Annotated in this window: 16 protein-coding genes; all 16 read right to left on the bottom strand. The window is 69.2% G+C overall.

Annotation, left to right across the window (positions count from 1 at the left end; genetic code table 11):
- Positions 1 to 157 precede the first annotated feature (157 nt).
- Positions 158 to 1690 (bottom strand): NADH-quinone oxidoreductase subunit NuoN, encoded by a 1533-nt coding sequence (gene nuoN, locus ACMCNK_RS24970; protein WP_412738801.1) that lies wholly within the window; start codon positions 1688 to 1690, stop codon positions 158 to 160.
- 2 nt (positions 1691 to 1692) lie between these two features.
- Complete coding sequence (locus tag ACMCNK_RS24965) at positions 1693 to 3237, bottom strand: NADH-quinone oxidoreductase subunit M (protein WP_412738800.1); 1545 nt, start codon at positions 3235 to 3237, stop codon at positions 1693 to 1695.
- On the bottom strand, positions 3234 to 5153 hold the full coding sequence (gene nuoL / locus ACMCNK_RS24960) for an NADH-quinone oxidoreductase subunit L (protein WP_412740978.1): 1920 nt from the start codon (positions 5151 to 5153) through the stop codon (positions 3234 to 3236). The genes ACMCNK_RS24965 and nuoL overlap by 4 nt, the downstream gene beginning before the upstream one ends.
- Positions 5154 to 5173: 20 nt before the next feature.
- The gene (gene nuoK, locus ACMCNK_RS24955) at positions 5174 to 5473 is read right to left on the bottom strand and encodes an NADH-quinone oxidoreductase subunit NuoK (protein WP_412738799.1); all 300 of its coding nucleotides are present in this window, start codon (positions 5471 to 5473) and stop codon (positions 5174 to 5176) included.
- Positions 5470 to 6234, bottom strand: a complete 765-nt coding sequence (locus ACMCNK_RS24950) for an NADH-quinone oxidoreductase subunit J (RefSeq protein WP_412738798.1) — start codon at positions 6232 to 6234, stop codon at positions 5470 to 5472. The genes nuoK and ACMCNK_RS24950 overlap by 4 nt, the downstream gene beginning before the upstream one ends.
- Positions 6234 to 6908, bottom strand: coding sequence for an NADH-quinone oxidoreductase subunit NuoI (gene nuoI / locus ACMCNK_RS24945; protein ID WP_412738797.1), 675 nt, complete (start codon positions 6906 to 6908; stop codon positions 6234 to 6236). The genes ACMCNK_RS24950 and nuoI overlap by 1 nt, the downstream gene beginning before the upstream one ends.
- 1 nt (position 6909) lies before the next feature.
- Entirely contained in the window at positions 6910 to 8292 is a 1383-nt protein-coding gene (gene nuoH / locus ACMCNK_RS24940) for an NADH-quinone oxidoreductase subunit NuoH (RefSeq protein ID WP_412740977.1), read from the bottom strand.
- Positions 8292 to 10829 carry an NADH-quinone oxidoreductase subunit G gene (locus ACMCNK_RS24935; protein ID WP_412738796.1) on the bottom strand — a complete coding sequence of 846 codons (2538 nt, stop codon included), beginning with the start codon at positions 10827 to 10829 and terminating at the stop codon, positions 8292 to 8294. The genes nuoH and ACMCNK_RS24935 overlap by 1 nt, the downstream gene beginning before the upstream one ends.
- Positions 10829 to 12145 carry an NADH-quinone oxidoreductase subunit NuoF gene (nuoF, locus tag ACMCNK_RS24930; RefSeq protein WP_412738795.1) on the bottom strand — a complete coding sequence of 439 codons (1317 nt, stop codon included), beginning with the start codon at positions 12143 to 12145 and terminating at the stop codon, positions 10829 to 10831. Before nuoF ends, ACMCNK_RS24935 begins: the two co-directional genes overlap by 1 nt.
- A complete protein-coding gene (gene nuoE / locus ACMCNK_RS24925) occupies positions 12142 to 13248 on the bottom strand; it encodes an NADH-quinone oxidoreductase subunit NuoE (protein WP_412738794.1) in 1107 nt (368 codons plus the stop codon). Before nuoE ends, nuoF begins: the two co-directional genes overlap by 4 nt.
- The gene (locus ACMCNK_RS24920; RefSeq protein WP_412738793.1) at positions 13249 to 14589 is read right to left on the bottom strand and encodes an NADH-quinone oxidoreductase subunit D; all 1341 of its coding nucleotides are present in this window, start codon (positions 14587 to 14589) and stop codon (positions 13249 to 13251) included.
- On the bottom strand, positions 14586 to 15278 hold the full coding sequence (locus tag ACMCNK_RS24915) for an NADH-quinone oxidoreductase subunit C (protein ID WP_412740976.1): 693 nt from the start codon (positions 15276 to 15278) through the stop codon (positions 14586 to 14588). The genes ACMCNK_RS24920 and ACMCNK_RS24915 overlap by 4 nt, the downstream gene beginning before the upstream one ends.
- Before the next feature lie 71 nt (positions 15279 to 15349).
- Positions 15350 to 16024, bottom strand: a complete 675-nt coding sequence (locus ACMCNK_RS24910; protein WP_412738792.1) for a NuoB/complex I 20 kDa subunit family protein — start codon at positions 16022 to 16024, stop codon at positions 15350 to 15352.
- Between the two features lie 5 nt (positions 16025 to 16029).
- A complete protein-coding gene (locus tag ACMCNK_RS24905) occupies positions 16030 to 16395 on the bottom strand; it encodes an NADH-quinone oxidoreductase subunit A (protein WP_412738791.1) in 366 nt (121 codons plus the stop codon).
- Between the two features lie 128 nt (positions 16396 to 16523).
- Positions 16524 to 17822 carry a geranylgeranyl reductase family protein gene (locus tag ACMCNK_RS24900; RefSeq protein WP_412738790.1) on the bottom strand — a complete coding sequence of 433 codons (1299 nt, stop codon included), beginning with the start codon at positions 17820 to 17822 and terminating at the stop codon, positions 16524 to 16526.
- A gap of 100 nt (positions 17823 to 17922) precedes the next feature.
- Positions 17923 to 18396 carry a hypothetical protein gene (locus tag ACMCNK_RS24895; RefSeq protein ID WP_412738789.1) on the bottom strand — a complete coding sequence of 158 codons (474 nt, stop codon included), beginning with the start codon at positions 18394 to 18396 and terminating at the stop codon, positions 17923 to 17925.
- Positions 18397 to 18464: the final 68 nt, after the last annotated feature.

Here is an 18464-nt window from a genome sequence, read left to right as displayed (position 1 = left end):
AACACACAAGATCATTTCAGCGTACGCCGAAAGAATTGTCCTTTTCGCCCGGCTGGATTTGCGGACCGCCGCACGTGGAGTGTCCGCGCAAGGACCCCATCGGGTGGAAATGCCACACCGCCCGTGGCGCCCGACGAGGCACCACGGGCGGTGGAGGTCAGCGGACGAAGTCGGCCGCCTTGTCGCTCAGGTCGAGCAGGGGCGCCGGGATCACACCGAGCGCCAGCGTCGCGATCACCCCAATGGTCAGCGCCGCCGAGGTCAGGAACCCCGGGATCGACACCGCCGGGGTGCTGTCGCCCGGCTCGGACAGCCACATCATGACGACGACCCGCAAGTACGGGAACGCGATCAGCATGCTGGTGATCACGCCGAAGATGACCAGCCACGTCTGGCCACCCTGGACCGCCGCTCCGAACACGGCGAACTTGCTCGTGAAACCGCTGGTCAGCGGGATACCGGCGAAGGCCAGCAGGATGAACGTGAAGACCCCGGCGAACACCGGCGACCGCCGGCCCAGCCCGGCCCACCGGGACAAATGAGTAGCCTCGCCGTCGGCGTCGCGGACCAGCGTGACGATGGCGAACGCGGCCAGCACCGAGAACCCGTACGCGACCAGGTAGAACATCGTGCTGGACACGCCGGCCTGGTTGAGCGCGAGTACCCCGACGAGCAGATAGCCGGCATTGGCGATCGACGAGTACGCGAGCAGCCGCTTGATGTCCGTCTGGGTGACCGCGAGGATCGCACCCACCAGCATGGTCAGCACCGCGATCGTGCCCAGGACCGGCTGGAAGTCCCAGCGGACCCCCTCGAACCCGGCGTACAGCACGCGCAGCAGGCCACCGAACGCGGCGACCTTGGTGCACGCGGCCATGAGCGCGGTGATCGGCGTCGGCGCACCCTGGTACACGTCCGGAGTCCACACGTGGAACGGCGCCAGCGCGGCCTTGAACAGCAGGCCGATCGCGAGCAGCGCGAGCCCGGCGTACAGCAGCACCTGGCTGCGGGACGGGTTCGCGACCGCGTCGTGGATCTGCTCGAACCGCACCCCGCCCGCGTACCCGTAGATCAGCGCCACACCGAACAGGAAGAACGCGGAGGCGTACGAGCCGAGCAGGAAGTACTTCATGGCCGCTTCCTGGCTCAGCAGGCGGCGGCGCCGCGCCAGCGCACACAGCAGGTACAGCGGCAGCGAGAAGACCTCCAGCGCGACGAACATCGTCAGCAGGTCGTTCGCCGACACGAACATCAGCATGCCGCCGAGCGCGAACAGCGTCAGCGGATACACCTCCGTGCCACCCGGTGCCCCGCTGGCCTGTTGCAGGTCCTTCTGCGAGCCCACCGTGATCGCGGCCTGCGCGACGAACGGGCCGCCGGGCTCGACCGTACGCTCGCCGATGAGCAGCAGCGACACCGCGCCGAGCACGATGATCGCGCCCTGCAGGAACAGGGTCGGGCCGTCCACCGCGACCGCCTTGCCGATCGTGACGAGGCGGGTGCCCCGCTCGACCACCACCATGACGAACGCGGCCACGCACGCGAGCAGCGCCAGCGAGAGCTGCACCCCGTGCCGGGCGCGCCGGGGCAGCACCCCCTCCAGCAGAACCCCCACGCACGCCACCCCGAACAGGATCAGCATCGGCGCGAGCGCCGCATAACTGATCGGGGGCAGTTGCAGTTTCTCCATGGCTACGGCCCCACCTTTCCGTTCGCGACCGCCGTGGGAGCCGGATCGGTCGTACCGACGTCCTGCATGGTCGCCTGGATCGCCGGGTTGATCACATCAGTGACCGGCTTCGGGTAGAAGCCGAGCAGAAGCAGGAGCAGCACCAGCGGCGCGACGACCAGCTTCTCCCGCAGCGTGATGTCACGCTGCATCGCGGGAACTTCGGTCAGCGCCGGGTTCAGGTCACCCTGCGTGGTGCGCTGGATCATCCACAGCACGTACGCGGCGGCCAGGATGATGCCGGCCGTCGCGATCACTGCGTACGCCTTGTGGACCGTGAACGTGCCGATCAGCACCAGGAACTCGCTGACGAACGGCGCGGTGCCGGGCAGCGCCAGCGAGGCCAGACCGGCGAAGAACATGATCCCGGCGAGCACCGGCAGCAGCTTGCCCGCCCCGCCGAAGTCGCTGACCAGCGCCGACCCGCGCCGGGCGATGAACATCCCGGCGACCAGGAACAGCAGGCCGGTGGCGAGGCCGTGGTTCACCATGTACAGCACCGAGCCGGTGCCGCCCTGCGTGGTGAACGCGAAGATGCCGATTCCGATGAAGCCGAAGTGCGCGATCGAGGTGTACGACACGAGCCGCTTCAGGTCGTTCTGGCCGACCGCGAGCAGCGCCGCATAGATGATGCCGATGACCGCCAGCACCAGCGCCGCCGGCGCGAACCAGCGCGACGCCTCCGGGAACAGCGGCAGGCAGTACCGCAGGATCCCGAACGTGCCGACCTTGTCCATCACGCCGACCAGCAGGGCCGCCGCGCCGACCGGGGCGGCGCCACCGGCGTCCGGCAGCCAGGTGTGGAACGGGAAGAACGGCGCCTTGATCGCGAACGCGACGAAGAACCCGAGGAAGAGCCACCTGGCGGTGTTGGTGTCCAGCCCCGACGCCGCGTCCATCAGCTTCACGAAGTCGAACGTGTGCCCGCCAAGCACCCACAGCCCGATCACCGCGGCCAGCATGAACAGGCCGCCGACCAGCGAGTACAGGAAGAACTTCACCGCGGCGTACTGGCGGCGGGCGCCGCCGAACGAGCCGATGATGAAATACATCGGGATCAGCATGACCTCGAAGAACACGTAGAACAGGAAGACGTCCGCGGCGGCGAACACGCCGATCATGGTGAACTCGAACGCCAGCAGCAGCGCGAAGTACACCGACGCGGAGCGTTCCGTCTCGTCGACGTCGTGCCACGACGCCAGGATGACGATCGGCACGAGCACCGCGATCAGCATGAGCATGACCAGCGCGATGCCGTCCGCGGCGAACGTGAACCGGGCGTCCCAGGTCGGGATCCACGGGTGCGACTCGTGGAACTGGAACCGGGCGCCGCCGACCTGGAAGTCCACGTACATGACGATGCTGAGCGCGAGCACCGCGAGCGACCAGCCCAGCGCCACGGTCTTGGCCAGCTTGGCGTTGCTGCGCGGGATGCACGCCACCACCACCGCGCCCACCAGCGGGGCCAGCGTCAGGACGCCCAGGTACGGGAATCCGGAGTCCGTCACGAGAACCACCCCAGCTGGATGACGAGGAATGCACCGACGACCACGACGGCCCCGGTGAGCATGGACAGGGCGTACGAACGCACGAAGCCGGTCTGCAGCCGGCGCAACCGGCCGGAGCCCCCGCCGACGCTCGCCGCGATGCCGTTGACCACCCCGTCGACGCCCTTGTTGTCGAAGAAGACCAGGGCCCGGGTGAGGAAGATGCCCGGCTTCTCGAAGACCGCCTCGTTGAAGGCGTCCGTGTACAGGTTCCGCCGGGCCGCGGTGACCACCACGCCCGCGGGCTGCTCCTGCTCGGCGGTGCCGTTGCGGAACAGCAGGTACGCGATGCCCGCGCCCACCACGGTCAGGCCCAGCGACAATGCGGTGATCAACCCGTGCGGGATGACCGGCTCCGCCGCGTGCGGCTCCGGGCCGAACACCGGCTCCAGCCAGTCCGGGATGGACGTGGCCAGCAGCCCGCCCGCGCCGATCGAGCCGAGCGCCAGCAGCATCAGCGGCACGGTCATGATGTACGGCGACTCGTGCGGTTCCTTGATGTCGTCCGTCCACCGCTTGTTGCTGTGGAACGTGAGGATGAACAGCCGGGTCATGTAGAACGCGGTGAGCCCCGCGCCGATCAGCGCGGCCATCCCGTACAGCCAGGCGGTCCAGCCCTCGCGCTCGAACGCCGCCGCGATGATCGGCTCCTTGGAGAAGAACCCGGAGAACGGGAACATGCCGATGATCGCCAGCCAGCCCATCATGAACGTGAGCCACGTCCAGCGCATGTACTTGTACAGGTCGCCGAAGCGTCTGATGTCCACCTGGTCGTGCATGCCGTGCATGACCGACCCGGCGCCGAGGAACATGTTGGCCTTGAAGAAGCCGTGCGCCAGCAGGTGGACGATCGCCAGCGCGTACGCGCCGCCGCCCAGGCCGACGCCGAGGAACATGTAGCCGATCTGGCTGACCGTGGACCAGGCGAGGACCCGCTTGATGTCGTCCTTGGCCGCGCCGATGATGCAGCCGATCAGCAGCGTCAGCGCGCCGACGCTGACCACGACGGTCTGCAGGGCGAGGTCCGCGCTGAAGATCGCGTTGGAGCGGGCGATCAGGTAGACCCCGGCGGTGACCATGGTCGCGGCGTGGATCAGGGCGGACACCGGGGTCGGGCCCTCCATCGCGTCCGGGAGCCACGCCTGCAGCGGGAACTGGCCGGACTTGCCGCACGCGCCGAGCAGCAGGAGCAGACCCATGATCAGGACCGTGGTGGAGCTGAGCTTGCTGACCCCGTTGAACACGTCCGCGTACTGGGTGGAGCCCAGCGTCGCGAACATCATGAAGATGCCGATGGCCAGGCCGGCGTCGCCGACCCGGTTCATCAGGAACGCCTTCTTGCCCGCGGTCGCCGCGGACGGCCGGGTGTACCAGAACGAGATCAGCAGGTACGACGCCAGACCGACGCCCTCCCAGCCGAAGTAGAGCATCACGTAGTTGTTGCCGAGGACCAGCATCAGCATCGCCGCGACGAACAGGTTGAAGTAGCCGAAGAACTTCCGGCGTCCCTCGTCGTGCGCCATGTACCCGACCGCATACAGGTGGATCAGGGCGCCGACGCCGGTGATCAGCAGCACGAATACCCCGGCCAGGGGGTCGAACAGCAACCCGAAGTCGACCTTCAGCCCGCCGATCGGCCCGCCCACCACGATGAACTGCCACAGGCTCTGCTCGGCGGACTTGTTGGTCAGGAAGGCGAGCTGGATGAAGAAGATCAGGCCGAGCACGAAGCTCGCCGCGACCGCCAGCACCCCGAGCCAGTGCCCCCACTTGTCGGCCTTGCGGCCCAGCAGCAGCAGGATGGCCGCGCTGGCCAGCGGAATGGCTACCAGCAGCCAGAGCAGGTGCAGCGGGCCCACCGGATGGGCGTACTCCACTGGTTCCACGTGCAGGCCCTTCAGTACTTGAGGAGGTTGGCGTCGTCGACGCTCGCCGACCGCCGGGTCCGGAAGATCGACATGATGATGGCCAGGCCGACCACCACCTCGGCCGCCGCGACGACCATGACGAAGAACGCCATGATCTGCCCGTCGAGGGTGCCGTTGATCCGGCTGAACGAGATCAGCGCGAGATTCGCGGCGTTCAGCATCAGCTCGATGCACATGAACAGAACGATCGCGTTGCGGCGGATCAGCACCCCGGTGGCACCGATGGTGAACAGGATCGCCGCGAGCACGAGGTAGTAGTCGGGAGTCACTCTTCTGTTCCCTTCGGGGCTGCCTCGTGCGCAGTCAGCTCACGCACGGGCAGGATCGGCGAGATGCTGCGCTCCGACAGGTTGCCGTCGGGCAGGCGGGCCGGCGCGGCGACCGACATCGTGTTCGCGTACACGCCGGGGCCAGGCTTCGGCCCCGGGTGGTTGCCCGGCCGGAAGCGGTCCTTCATGCGGGTCACCTGGTCGCGGATCTCGTCCTTGGCCCGCTCGACGTGAGCCAGGACCATCGCGCCGACCGCCGCGGTGATGAGCAGCGCGGAGGTGATCTCGAACGCGAAGACGTAGTTGGTGAACAGCAGCCGGGCGATGCCCTGCACGTTGCCACCCGCGTTGGCCGCGTCCAGGCCCACGACCGGCGTGTCGCCGAGCGAGCGGGCGAGGCCGGTGGCCACCAGGATCGCGAAGCCGATGCCGAGCAGGACCGCCGCGACCCTCTGGCCGCGCAGCGTCTCGATCAGTGAGTCGGAGGCGTCCCGGCCCACCAGCATCAGCACGAACAGGAACAGCATCATGATCGCGCCGGTGTAGACGATGATCTGCACCATGCCGAGGAAGGGCGCGGAGTTGACCACGTACAGGAAGCCCAGACACAGCATCGTGACGACCAGCCACAGTGCGGAGTGGACCGCATTGCGGGCCAGCACCATGCCCAGGGCGCCGATCACGGACAGACTGCCCATGATCCAGAAGCCCCAGGCCTCGGCGGTGGAGACGTGATCGGCCGCAGCCGCGAGCGTACTCATCAGGCCCCGCCCTTCTTACCCAGGCCGGAGCTGGCCGCCTCGGCCTTCGCGCCGTCGCGGCGGGCCGGGCCCGCCGTCTCGGGCCGGGTCGCCGGATCGACCGCGGTGGCCGCGTCCTGCGAACCGGTCTCCGACCACGGCGCGCGTTCCGCACCCGCCGACGTGCCCGGGTTGGTCAGTGCACCGACGTAGTAGTCCACGTCCGTCTCGCCGAGCCGCATCGGGTGCGGCGGCTGCTCCATCCCCGGCAGCAGCGGCGCGAGCAACTGCTCCTTCGTGAAGATCAGATCCTGCCGGGAGTCGCGGGCCAGCTCGTACTCGTTGCTCATGGTCAGCGAACGGGTCGGGCACGCCTCGATGCACAGGCCGCAGAAGATGCACCGGGTGTAGTTGATCTGGTAGATCGCCGCGTACCGCTCACCGGGTGAGAAGCGCTGCTCCTCGGTGTTGTCGCCGCCCTGGACATAGATCGCGTCCGCCGGGCAGGCCCACGCACACAGCTCGCAGCCGATGCACTTCTCCAGGCCGTCCGGATGGCGGTTGAGGATGTGCCGGCCGTGGTAGCGCGGTGCCGGGGTAGGCGGCGAGAACGGATAGTCGGTCGTGATGACCTTGCGGAACATGTGCGCGAAGGTCACCCCGAAGCCCTTGAAAGAGCCCGTGAACGTCCCCACGTCACACCTCCTCGTCTGGCGTGTCGTCGGGCGTCTCGGTGGTGCCGCCACCGACGGTTGCGGGTTCGCGTTCGGCCACCGCGCGGCGGGCGCGCGGGCTGGGCGGCACCTGCAGGTCCATCGGAGGTACGGGGAAGCTGCCCGGCGGGCGCTCGGCGAGCTGTTCTTCCAGGGACTGCACCGGGCGCTTGCGACCGGACGGCCAGAACACCGCCAGCAGCAGCACTCCGAGGACCATCCCGGCGATGACCACCCACTTGTTACGCGGCGTGGCCTCGGTGTTGAGCACCCGGACCGCGGCCAGGAACAGGATCCACATCAGGTTGACCGGGATGAGGACCTTCCAGCCGAACCGCATGAACTGGTCGTAGCGCAGCCGGGGCAGGGTGGCCCGCAGCCAGATGAAACCGAACAGCAGGATCAGCACCTTGGCCACCCACCAGATCAGCGCGAAGTAGCCCGAGTTGGCACCGGACCAGAACGCGGTGATCGGCCACGGGGCACGCCAGCCGCCCAGGAACAACGTCGTGCACAGCGCCGAAACGGTGATCATGTTGATGTACTCGGCGAGGAAGAACAGCGCGAACTTGAACGACGAGTACTCCGTGTGGAAGCCGCCGACCAGCTCGGACTCGGCCTCGGGCAGGTCGAACGGCGCCCGGTTGGTCTCACCGACCGCGGAGATCGCGTAGATGATGAAGCTCGGCAGCAGCAGCACCGCGTACCAGCTCGGGGGCGTCGGGTGCCAGCCGAGGATGTCGACCGAGGACGGGGCGTTGCCCGCCTGCGCCTTGACGATCTGCGAGGTGGACAGCGTGCCCGCGGTCATGAACACCGCCACGATGGACAACCCCATCGCGACCTCGTACGAGATCATCTGGGCGCTGGAGCGCAGGCCGCCCAGCAGCGGGTACGTCGAGCCCGACGCCCACCCGGCCAGCACCACGCCGTACACGCTCATCGAGGAGCAGGCCAGCAGCACCAGTACGGACACCGGCACGTCCGTGAGCTGCAGCGCGGTCCGGTGCCCGAACATCGTCACGACGCCGCCGAACGGGATCACCGAGAACGCGGTGAACGCGGTCGTCGCCGAGATCACCGGGGCGATGAAGTACACCACCTTGTCCGCGGTGATCGGGATGATCTCCTCTTTGAACGGCAGCTTGACGCCGTCCGACATGCTCTGCAGCCAGCCCTTGGGACCGACCTGGTTGGGACCCGGCCGGACCGCCATGCGGGCCACGACCTTGCGTTCGTAGTTGATCGTGAAGAGCGTCAGCAGCAGGAGGACGACGAAGACCCCGAGCAGCTTGATGAGCACGATCCACCAGACGTCGTTCTCGAACGTCTGCAGCGTCGGATCCTGCGCCCCGGCGAGGATCATCACGGCGTTACCCCCTTCTTGCTGACCTCGGGGGAGGCGAGCAGGTTGCTCTCGGCGGCCGACGCGTGCGGGGCCTGGGCGAGCAGCGGGCCCGCCACCCCGGCGGTCAGCCGGACCACCGCGCCCGAGGTCGCCGCCAGGCTGCGTCGGACCGCGGTTCCCGGTGAGTTCGTGGGCAACCACACCACGCCGTCCGGCATGTCCGTGATCGCCGCCTGCAGCGTGATCGCACCGTGGTCCGTCCCGACCGTCACCGGGTCGCCGTCCGCGACGCCGAGCGTTTCGGCCGTACCCTTGCCGATCCGGGCGACCGGCGGGCGGGCGGTCCCGGCCAGGACGGCGTCGCCGTCGAGCAGCCGGCCGGCGTCGATGAGCTGGTGCCAGGTGGCCAGCACGGCCTCGCCCGTGCCGGGCTCCCGCGATGCCGCAGGGTCCACGGCCGGGGCGGCCGGCTGCGCCGACGTGTTGGCGCGCATGCCGCCCAGTTCACGGCGGATCGCGTTGACGTCGCCGGTGCCGAGCGTGACCTCCAGCAGCGCGGCGATCGCCTCCAGCACCCGCCCGTCGGTCATCGCGGTCGTCTTCAGCACGGTCCCGAAGGTGCGCAGGCGCCCCTCCCAGTCCATGTAGGTGCCGGGCTTCTCGACCGGCGGTGCGACCGGCAGCACCACATCGGCGTGGCTGGTCACCGCGCTGTGCCGCAACTCCAGGCTGACCAGGAACGGCACCGCGTGCAGGGCCCGCTCGGCCTGCCGCGGGTCGGCCAGGTCGGCCGGGTCCACGCCCGCGACCAGCAGGGCACCGAGCTTGCCGGCCGCCGCGGCGGCCACGATGGCGTCGGTGTCACGGCCCACCGCGGCGGGCAGCGTCGCGACCGGTACGTCCCAGGCGGCGGCCAGGTCGGCACGCCCCCCGGCGTCGGTGACCGGACGTCCGCCGGGCAGCAGATTGGGCAGGCAGCCCGTGTCGACCGCGCCTCGGTCGCCCGCGCGCCGCGGCACCCAGGCCAGCCGCGCCCCGGTACGGGCGGCGAGCGCCGCAGCCGCGGACAGGCCGCCCGGGACGTCGGCCAGCCGCTCGCCCACGAACAGCAGCGCGCCCGGGGCGCTCAGCGCTGTAGCGATCGCCGGGTCGGTGGCCAGCAGCCGCGCCTCGGCTCCGGGGACCGCCTCGACAAGGGTCGCGCCGATCTTCTCGAAGCCGCGGGTGAGGAACGGCGCCACCGCGACCACACCGAGCCTGGACTTGCGGTACGTCTTGCGCAGTCGCAGGAAGAGGATCGGGCACTCCTCCTCCGGCTCCAGCCCGACGATCACCACGGACGGGGCCTTCTCCACGTCGGCGTAGCTGACGTCGCTGACCCCGGCCACGCAGGCGGCCAGGAAGTCGGCCTCCTCGCCGTTCGCCCCGATCGGCCGGGCACGGAAGTCGATGTCGTTGGTACGCAGCGCCACCCGGGCGAACTTCGCGTACGCGTACGCGTCCTCGACGGTCAGCCGGCCGCCGGTGAGCACGCCGACACCGCGCTCGCGGGCGGCCTTCAGGCCCTCGGCCGCGGCGAGCAGTGCCTCGCTCCACGACGCCTCGCGCAGCTCACCGGTCTCGGCGTCGCGCACGAGCGGACTGGTGATCCGATCGGCCGCGGTGTCGTACCGGAAACCCCACCGGCCCTTGTCGCAGTTCCACTCCTCGTTCACCGCCGGGTCGTCGCCGGCCAGGCGGCGCAGCACCTTGCCGCGGCGGTGGTCGGCGCGCATCGCGCAGCCCGCCGAGCAGTGCTCGCACACCGTCGGCGTGGAGACCAGGTCGAACGGCCGGGCCCGGAACCGGTACTGCTGCCCGGTCAGCGCGCCCACCGGGCAGATCTGCACGGTGTTGCCGGAGAAGTACGAGTTGAACGGCACGTCGCCGGAGTCCTCGCCCGCCTCGCCGCTGCCGTCCCCGCCGCCGAAGAAGTCGTCGCGGTACACGTTGATCTGCTCACCGGAGGAGCGGTCCATCAGGTCGATGAACTTGTCGCCCGCGATCTCCTCGGAGAACCGGGTGCACCGCTGGCACAGCACGCAGCGTTCCCGGTCCAGCAGCACCTGGCTGGAGATGTGCACCGGCTTCTCGTAGGTGCGCTTGGACTCGTTGAACCGCGAGTCCGTGCGGCCCGTGGACAGCGCCTGGTTCTGCAGCGGGCACTCGCCGCCCTTGTCGCAGGTCGGGCAGTCCAGCGGGTGGTTGATGAGCAGCAGCTCCATCACCCCGGCCTGCGCCTTCTTCGCGACCGGCGAGGTGAGATGGGTCTTGACCACCATGCCCTCGGCGACGGTCTGGGTGCAGGAGGCGACCGGCTTGCGCTGGCCCTCCACCTCCACCAGGCACTGCCGGCACGCCCCGGCGGGGGCGAGCAGCGGGTGGTCGCAGAACCGGGGGATCTCGATGCCCATCTGCTCGGCGACCCGGATGACGAGCTCACCCTTCGGGGCCGTCACCTCGACCCCGTCGATGGTCAGCGTGACGGTGTCGGTCGGCTTGGCAACGTCCGTCATCAGTGCGCTCCTACCAGGGTCTTCTCGGACAGCCGCGGAGCCGTCCGGCCCTCGATGTAGTCGAGGTAGTCCTGCCTGAAGTACTGCAGTGAGGAGGTCACCGGGCTGGTCGCGCCGTCGCCGAGACCGCAGAACGCGCGGCCCAGCACGTTGTCGCAGGTGTCCAGCAGCGTGTCCAGGTCCTCGTGGGTGCCCTGACCGGCCAGGATCCGGCGGTACACCCGGACCATCCAGTAGTTGCCCTCGCGGCACGGGGTGCACTTGCCGCACGACTCGTGGTGGTAGAACTCCAGCCACCGGTACGTCGCGTACACCGGGCAGTCCTGATCGGAGAAGATCTGCGTGGCCGTGGTGCCGAGGATGGACCCGGCCGCCGCGACCCCCTCGAAGTCCAGCGGGACGTCCATGTGGTCCGCGGTCAGCAGCGGGGTGGACGATCCGCCCGGGGTCCAGAACTTGAGCTGGTGGCCGGGCTTCATGCCGCCGGCCAGCTCGATCAGTTCGCGCAGCGTGATGCCCAGGCCGCACTCGTACTGGCCCGGGTTGGCGATCCGGCCCGACAGCGAGTAGATCATCGGGCCGGACGACTTCTCCGTGCCCATGCTCTTCCACCACTCCGCGCCGCCCAGCACGATGTACGGGACGCTGGAGATGGTGCCCACGTTGTTGACCACGGTGGGGCTGGCGTACAGGCCGGCGACCGCGGGGAACGGGGGCCGCAGCCGGGGCTGACCGCGGAAGCCCTCGAGCGAGTCGAGCAGCGCGGTCTCCTCGCCGCAGATGTACGCCCCGGCGCCCGAGTGCACCACGAGATCCAGGTCGAACCCGGTGCCCAGGATGTTCTTGCCGAGGTAGCCCTTCACGTATGCCTCGCGGACCGCGTTGCGCAGCCGCCGGGCCGCGTGCACCGCCTCGCCGCGGATGTAGATGTACGCCCGGTTGGCCCGGATGGCGTACGAGGCGATGATGCAGCCCTCGACCAGCGCGTGCGGGTCGTACGTCATCAGCGGCAGGTCCTTGCACGTGCCCGGCTCGCCCTCGTCCGCGTTCACCACGAGGTAGTGCGGCTTGCCGTCGCCCTGCGGGATGAAGCCCCACTTGAGACCGGTGGGGAAGCCCGCGCCGCCGCGACCGCGCAGCCCGGAGTCCTTGATGAGCTGGATCAGGTCGTCGGGGTGCACCGCGAGCGCCTTGCGCATGGCCGCGTAGCCGTCCAGGCGCTCGTAGACGTCGATCTTCCAGGCGTCGGGCGACAGCCAGCGCTTGGTGAGGACCGGGGTGAGCTTCTCCAGGACTTCGCGTCGAGGCTCGGTCACTGCTCTGCCTCCTCAGCGCTGGTACCGGTGCGCTTGTCGGCCGCGCGCAGATTGCTCTGCTGCGGTTCGGGGTTGTCCCCGGCGGGTTTGGCATCGCCGGCCGGCGCGTTGGCGTCGGCACCTGCCGCCTCAGCCGCCTGCGCGTCAGGGGCGGCGGCCTTGGTTCTGGTTCTCGAGGTGGACGCTCGGCGCGTTGCCGGTTTGTCGCCGGTCTCCACCTTGTCGGCGGGCGCAGCCTTGTCGGTGGCCGGCGCAGCCTTGTCGGTGGCCGGCGCAGCCTTGTCGGCGGCCGGGGCAGCCTTGTCGGCGGCCGCGGCCTTGGCCGGTGCGGGGGCCTTGGCAGCCGGGGCCGGCTTGCCCGCTTCGGCCGGCTTACCCGGGGCGGGTTTGGTCGTGGCGATCGGCGTGTCCGGGTTGAAGTTGCGGACCGCGATGCCGTTCTTCTGGGCCAGCGTGACGCCGCGCAGCGTGGGCGCCCCGGCGGGGCCGTCGGCGACCGCACCGTCACGCGGGTCGGCGAACCCGGCGAGCTGGACGGCCATCTCCTTGAGCGTGCACAGCCGAGCACCGCGGGTCGGTGCCGGGCGCTCACCGCCGCGCAGGCCGTCGACGAGGTCGATCGCACCCTGCGGCGTGACGTTGTCGTAGAAGTCGTAGTTGACCGTCATCACCGGGGCGTAGTCGCAGGCCGCGAGGCACTCCGCATGCTCCAGCGTGACCCGGCCGTCCTCGGTGGTCTCGTCGTGGCCGACCCCGAGGTGCTCGACCAGTTCGTCGTACACCTCCTGGCCGCCCATCACGTTGCACAACGTGTTGGTGCAGACGCTGACCAGGAACTCGCCGGTCGGGCGGCGCTTGTACATCGTGTAGAAGGTCGCCACCGCGCCGACCTGGGCCTTGTTGATGCCCAGCACCTCGGCGCAGAACGTCACCCCGGCGGGGCTGACGTAACCCTCCTCCGACTGCACCAGGTGCAGCAGCGGCAGCAGCGCGGACCGTTCCCGGCCCGCCGGGTAGCGGGCCATGATCTCGCGCGCCTTTACCAGGAGTTTCTCCGCGAGTGGCGCGGCGGCCGGGGAGAACTCCACCGTGCTATCAGACATTTAGCGGTCACACCCACCCATCACCGGGTCGAGGGAGGCGCCGCCGGCGATCACGTCGGCCAGCAGGGCGCCCTCGGCCATCGCGGGGATGGCCTGGAGGTTCACGAAACTCGGGTCGCGGTAGTGCACCCGGTACGGGCGGGTACCGCCGTCGGACACCGCGTGCACGCCGAGCTCGCCGCGCGGATGCTCGATGCCGACGTACACCTGCCCCGGCGGGACGCGGAAGCCCTCGGTCACCAGCTTGAAGTGGTGGATCAGCGACTCCATCGACTGACCCATGATCTTGGCGACGTGTTCGAGCGAGTTGCCGAGGCCGTCGACGCCGAGCGCGAGCTGCGCGGGCCAGGCGATCTTGCGGTCCTCGACCATGATCCGGCCCGGCTTCAGCCTGTCCAGGGTCTGCTCGATGATCTTCAGCGACTCCCGGATCTCCGCCATCCGCACGAGGTAGCGACCCCACACGTCACCCGTGGTTGCGGTCGGCACGTCGAACTCGTAGTTCTCGTACCCGCAGTACGGGGTCGTCTTGCGCAGGTCCCAGGCGAGGCCCGCCGAGCGCAGCACCGGCCCCGTGATGCCCAGGGCGAGACAGCCGGTCACATCGAGCACCGCGACACCCTGCGTACGCTCGTGCCAGATGAGCTGGCCGGAGAGCAGCTTCTCGTACTCCTTGAGCTTCTTCGGCAGGTACTTCAGGAAGTCGCGGATCTTCTTGATGGCCGCTTCCGGCACGTCCTGCGAGAGGCCGCCGGGCCGGATGTACGCGTTGTTCATCCGCAGGCCGGAAGCCTCCTCGAAGATGTCGAGGATGTATTCGCGCTCCCGGAAGCCGTACAGCATCATCGAGATCGCGCCGAGCTCCATGCCGGTGGTGGCGATCCACACCAGGTGCGAGGCGATGCGCTGCAGCTCCATGAACATCACGCGGATCGTGGTGGCCCGCTCGGGGATCTCGTCCGTGATGCCGAGCAGCTTCTCGACCGCGAGACAGTAGCCCGCCTCGTTGAACATGTTGGACAGGTAGTCCGCGCGGGTCACGAACGTGACCCCCTGGGTCCAGTTGCGGTACTCCAGGTTCTTCTCGATGCCGGTGTGCAGGTACCCGATGACCGGGCGGCACTCCGTGACCGTCTCGCCCTCAAGCTCCAGCACCAGCCGCAGCACCCCGTGGGTGGACGGATGCTGCGGGCCCATGTTGACGACGATCTTCTCGTTGCTGAGTGGGTCGATGCCTTCGGTGACCGTGTCCCAGTCGCCGCCGGTGACCGTGAAGACGCGACCTTCGGTGGTCTCCCGCTCGGTCGCGTAGGCCTGCTCACCCGTCGTATGAGTGGTCATTGGTAGACCCTCCGCTGGTCTGGAGGAGGAATTTCGGCACCCTTGTACTCGACGGGCACGCCGCCGAGCGGGTAGTCCTTGCGCTGCGGGTGGCCCTCCCAGTCGTCCGGCATGAGGATCCGGGTGAGGTTGGGGTGACCGGCGAAGACGACGCCGAACATGTCGTACGTCTCCCGCTCCTGCCAGTCGGCCGTCGGATACACCCCGGTGACGGACGGGACCGCCACCCCCTCGGCCACGGCCACCTCCAGGCGCACCCGGCGCCGGTACGTCATCGAGGTCAGGTGGTAGGCGATGTGGAACCGGCGGTCGTCGCTGCCCAGGTAGTCCACGCCGCTGACCGACGAGCACAGCTCGAAGCGCAGCGCCTCGTCGTCGCGCATCACCTGGCAGACCTCGGCGATGCGGTCCGCCGTGATGTGCAGCGTGAGTTCGCCCCGGTCGACGATGACCTTCTCGATCGCGTCGGAGAAGCCCGGGTACGCCTCCTCCAGCGCGTCGTGCACCTCGTCGAAGTACCCGCCGAACGGCCGCGGGGTGTCCGCGAGACTCGGCGTACGCCGGACCAGGCCGCCGAAGCCGGAGGTGTCACCGGAGCCGCGGACACCGAACATGCCGCGCTTGACCGCCCGCGGGAAGTCGGCGGGCGCGCCGCTGGCCGAGCCGACCGGCGGGGCGGCCACCGGCACCCCGGCGCCGGGCTGCTCGGAGGGCCGGTTCGGCTCGGCCGCCGGTCCCTGGCCCTTGGTGCTGTCGGACGTCACTTGCGGCCCTCCCCTCGCATGTGCGGTTGCAGCTTCATCCAGTTCTCGATGCGCAGCTGCTCCTCGCGGCCTTCCTTGACCGCCTGGATCCACTCCTCGCGCCGCTTCTTGTCCACCCGGTACGACGAGGGCATCGCCCCCGGGGCGACGACGGGCAGCTTGCCCGCGGCGCGGCGGGCCTCCAGCATCTTGCGGCCGTTGGGGCCGAGCGGGGCGGCCATGACCTTCTCGCGCATCTTGAGGATCGCGTCGATCAGCATCTCCGGACGCGGCGGGCAGCCCGGCAGATAGATGTCGACCGGCACGATGTGGTCGACGCCCTGCACGATCGCGTAGTTGTTGAACATGCCGCCGGACGAAGCGCACACGCCCATCGAGATCACCGAACGGGGTTCCGGCATCTGGTCGTAGATCTGGCGGACCACCGGGGCCATCTTCTGGCTCACCCGGCCCGCGACGATCATGAGGTCGGCCTGGCGGGGCGAGGCGCGGAACACCTCCATGCCCCAGCGGCCCAGGTCGTAGTGCGGGCCGCCGGAGGCCATCATCTCGATCGCGCAGCAGGCCAGGCCGAAGGTGGCGCCCCAGAACGACGACTTGCGGGCCCAGTTGGAGAGCTTCTCCACCGAGGTGAGCAGGATGCCGCTCGGCAGCTTCTCTTCAATTCCCATGGTTATCAGTCCCAGTTCAGGCCGCCACGCCGCCACACGTAGGTGTAGGCGATGAAGACGGTGACGATGAACAGGACCATCTCGACGAACCCGAACAGGCCCAGCATCTCGAAGGAGACTGCCCACGGGTAAAGGAAGATGGTCTCGATGTCGAAGACGATGAAGAGCATCGCGGTCAGATAGAACTTGACCGGGAAGCGGCCGCCGCCGATCGGCTGGGGCGCCGGCTCGATGCCGCATTCGTACGCGTCCAGCTTGGCGCGGTTGTATCTCTTCGGGCCCACGATGGGCGCGACCGAGACCGAGAACAGGGCGAAGAGAGCGCCGAGGATCAGCAGCCCGACGATCGGTACGTAGGGGTTGAGCGTCATACCGTCTCCTGCTCGACTGTTAGCCGCTTCACACTATTAATCCCGTTCTGCCCGTCTGCGACCGGGGTCACCTATACCGAACCGGCCGGGCATGCCCTCCCGGCCCTCGCTGCGCTCGGTGCAGTCGGTCATACCGCCGGTGCAACTTTCGTGAGGCCGTTGATGATGCGGTCCATGGTGTCGCCGCCGCGCGGATCGGTGAGGTTCGCGAGCAACTTGAGGACGAATCGCATCAGTGTGGGGTGCGGCATCCCGTGCTTCGTGGCGATCCGCATGATCTGCGGGTTGCCGATCAGCTTCACGAACGCCCCGCCGAGCCGGTAATACCCACCGAAGCGGAGTTTGAGCTCCGCCGGGTACGCCTGCAACGCCCGCTCCCGGTCGGCACCGGCCGAACGCGCCAGCGCCTGCACCGCCACCTCCGCGGCCAGCTCACCCGATTCCATCGCGTACGCGATGCCCTCGCCGTTCATGGGATTCACCATGCCGCCCGAGTCGCCGACCAGCATGACGCCACGCGTGTAATGCGGCACCCGGTTGAATCCCATGGGCAGCGCGGCGCCGAGAACCGGCCCCTCGGCGTTGTCCTCGTCGCGCATGCCCCAGTCCGGCGGAGTGGTGCCGAGCCAGTCGGTCAGCATGGCCCGGTAGTTGGTCTTGCCGAACGCACTCGACGAGTTCAGGATGCCGAGGCCGGCGTTGACCCGGCCGTCCCCGAGCCCGAAGATCCACCCGTAGCCGGGCAGCAGCACGTCGGAGTTCTGGGCGCTGCGAAGCTCCAGCCAGGACTCCAGATAGTCATCATCCGCCCGAACGGGTGACCGGTAGTAGCGCCGCACCGCCACGCCGAGTGGACGGTCGTCCCGCTTGGCCAGTCCCATCGCGAGCGGCAGCTTGCCGGACACGCCGTCCGCCGCGATGATCAGCGGCGCCCGATACTGGACGGGCTCCTTCGCGGGGCCGATCTTCGCGGTGACACCGATCGCGCGCCCGTCGTCGTCGAGCACCGGCCCGGTGACGTTCACACCGGTCCGCAGCAGCGCTCCGGCCTCGGCGGCGCGCCTGGCCAGCATGTCGTCGAAGTCCAGCCGCGTGCGGACCAGCCCGTAGCTGGGGAAACTGGCCAGCTCCGGCCAGTCCAGCTCCAGGCGTACGCCGCCACCGATCACCCGCAGGCCCTTGTTCTGCAGCCAGCCGGCCTTCTCGGAGGTGTCGATGCCCATCCGGATCAGCTGGCGGGTAGCGCGTGGAGTGAGGCCGTCGCCGCAGACCTTCTCGCGGGGAAATTCCGTCTTCTCCAACAGCAGGACGCGCAGGCCGTGCCGCGCCATGTGGTACGCCGCCGCGGACCCGCCGGGCCCGGCGCCGACCACGATCACGTCCGCCTCGTCGGCGATGGCGCCTGCCGCGGCCACGTGCTCGTTCACGGCTCACCCTCCGTTCTCGTGCGGGCTAGTGAAACAGTTCACAAGCCAGCCCAGGTCGGAGTCTAGGACTGCCATCGAAGCGGATGGGGGTTAGGGGTACCTAACCGCTCTTCGGCGGTGAGATCGCCGGGCCGCCGCCCTCCCCGCTGTCCCTCACGGTGCTCGTCTCTCTGTCCATCTTGCTGTCCGTGTCGCCGGCCGCGTCGCTGTCCGTCTCGGACCTCATCGGAGCGTCCGCCTCGCCCCGCGGCCGTCCGATGGGCGCGCCGGAAGCTTCGCCGCTCACTCCGCGGTCGCCGTCCGGGAGCGCGTGCCGGCCCGGGCCGTCGGGCGCTCGGTCCGCGGCGCCACGCGCGGCTTCGTCCAGGTGTTCCCGAAACGTACCGCCCATCGCGCGGTCGAGCGCGACAATCAGCTGATCCACCAGATCCTGGGCCAGCTCGGGATCGGTCGCGGCGACCGTGCGGATGCGGCTGGCCAGCTCCTGTGCCCGGCGCTCGCCCTCGTCCTGCTCGTCAATGGCGATGTCGATCTCGGTATCGATCCCGAAGGAGTCGACCGGCTGACTGGACATGGTCATACCATCGAGCTAATCACCCAAACCGCCCATAAGTGGCAGGATCGTCAAAATCCCGCCCAGGG

It is taken from the genome of Krasilnikovia sp. MM14-A1259, from assembly GCF_047159535.1.
Classification (GTDB): Bacteria; Actinomycetota; Actinomycetes; order Mycobacteriales; family Micromonosporaceae; genus Actinoplanes.
The sequence above is the reverse complement of the archived record's forward strand: the minus strand, read 5'-3'. Positions and strand labels throughout refer to the sequence as shown.

Coding starts and splice junctions, on each gene's coding strand:
- nuoN (WP_412738801.1), bottom strand. CDS start 1,690: ATGGAGAAACTGCAACTGCCCCCGATCAGTTATGCGGCGCTCGCGCCG.
- ACMCNK_RS24950 (WP_412738798.1), bottom strand. CDS start 6,234: ATGAGTACGCTCGCGGCTGCGGCCGATCACGTCTCCACCGCCGAGGCC.
- nuoH (WP_412740977.1), bottom strand. CDS start 8,292: ATGATCCTCGCCGGGGCGCAGGATCCGACGCTGCAGACGTTCGAGAAC.
- ACMCNK_RS24935 (WP_412738796.1), bottom strand. CDS start 10,829: ATGACGGACGTTGCCAAGCCGACCGACACCGTCACGCTGACCATCGAC.
- nuoE (WP_412738794.1), bottom strand. CDS start 13,248: ATGTCTGATAGCACGGTGGAGTTCTCCCCGGCCGCCGCGCCACTCGCG.
- ACMCNK_RS24920 (WP_412738793.1), bottom strand. CDS start 14,589: ATGACCACTCATACGACGGGTGAGCAGGCCTACGCGACCGAGCGGGAG.
- ACMCNK_RS24910 (WP_412738792.1), bottom strand. CDS start 16,024: ATGGGAATTGAAGAGAAGCTGCCGAGCGGCATCCTGCTCACCTCGGTG.
- ACMCNK_RS24905 (WP_412738791.1), bottom strand. CDS start 16,395: ATGACGCTCAACCCCTACGTACCGATCGTCGGGCTGCTGATCCTCGGC.
- ACMCNK_RS24895 (WP_412738789.1), bottom strand. CDS start 18,396: ATGTCCAGTCAGCCGGTCGACTCCTTCGGGATCGATACCGAGATCGAC.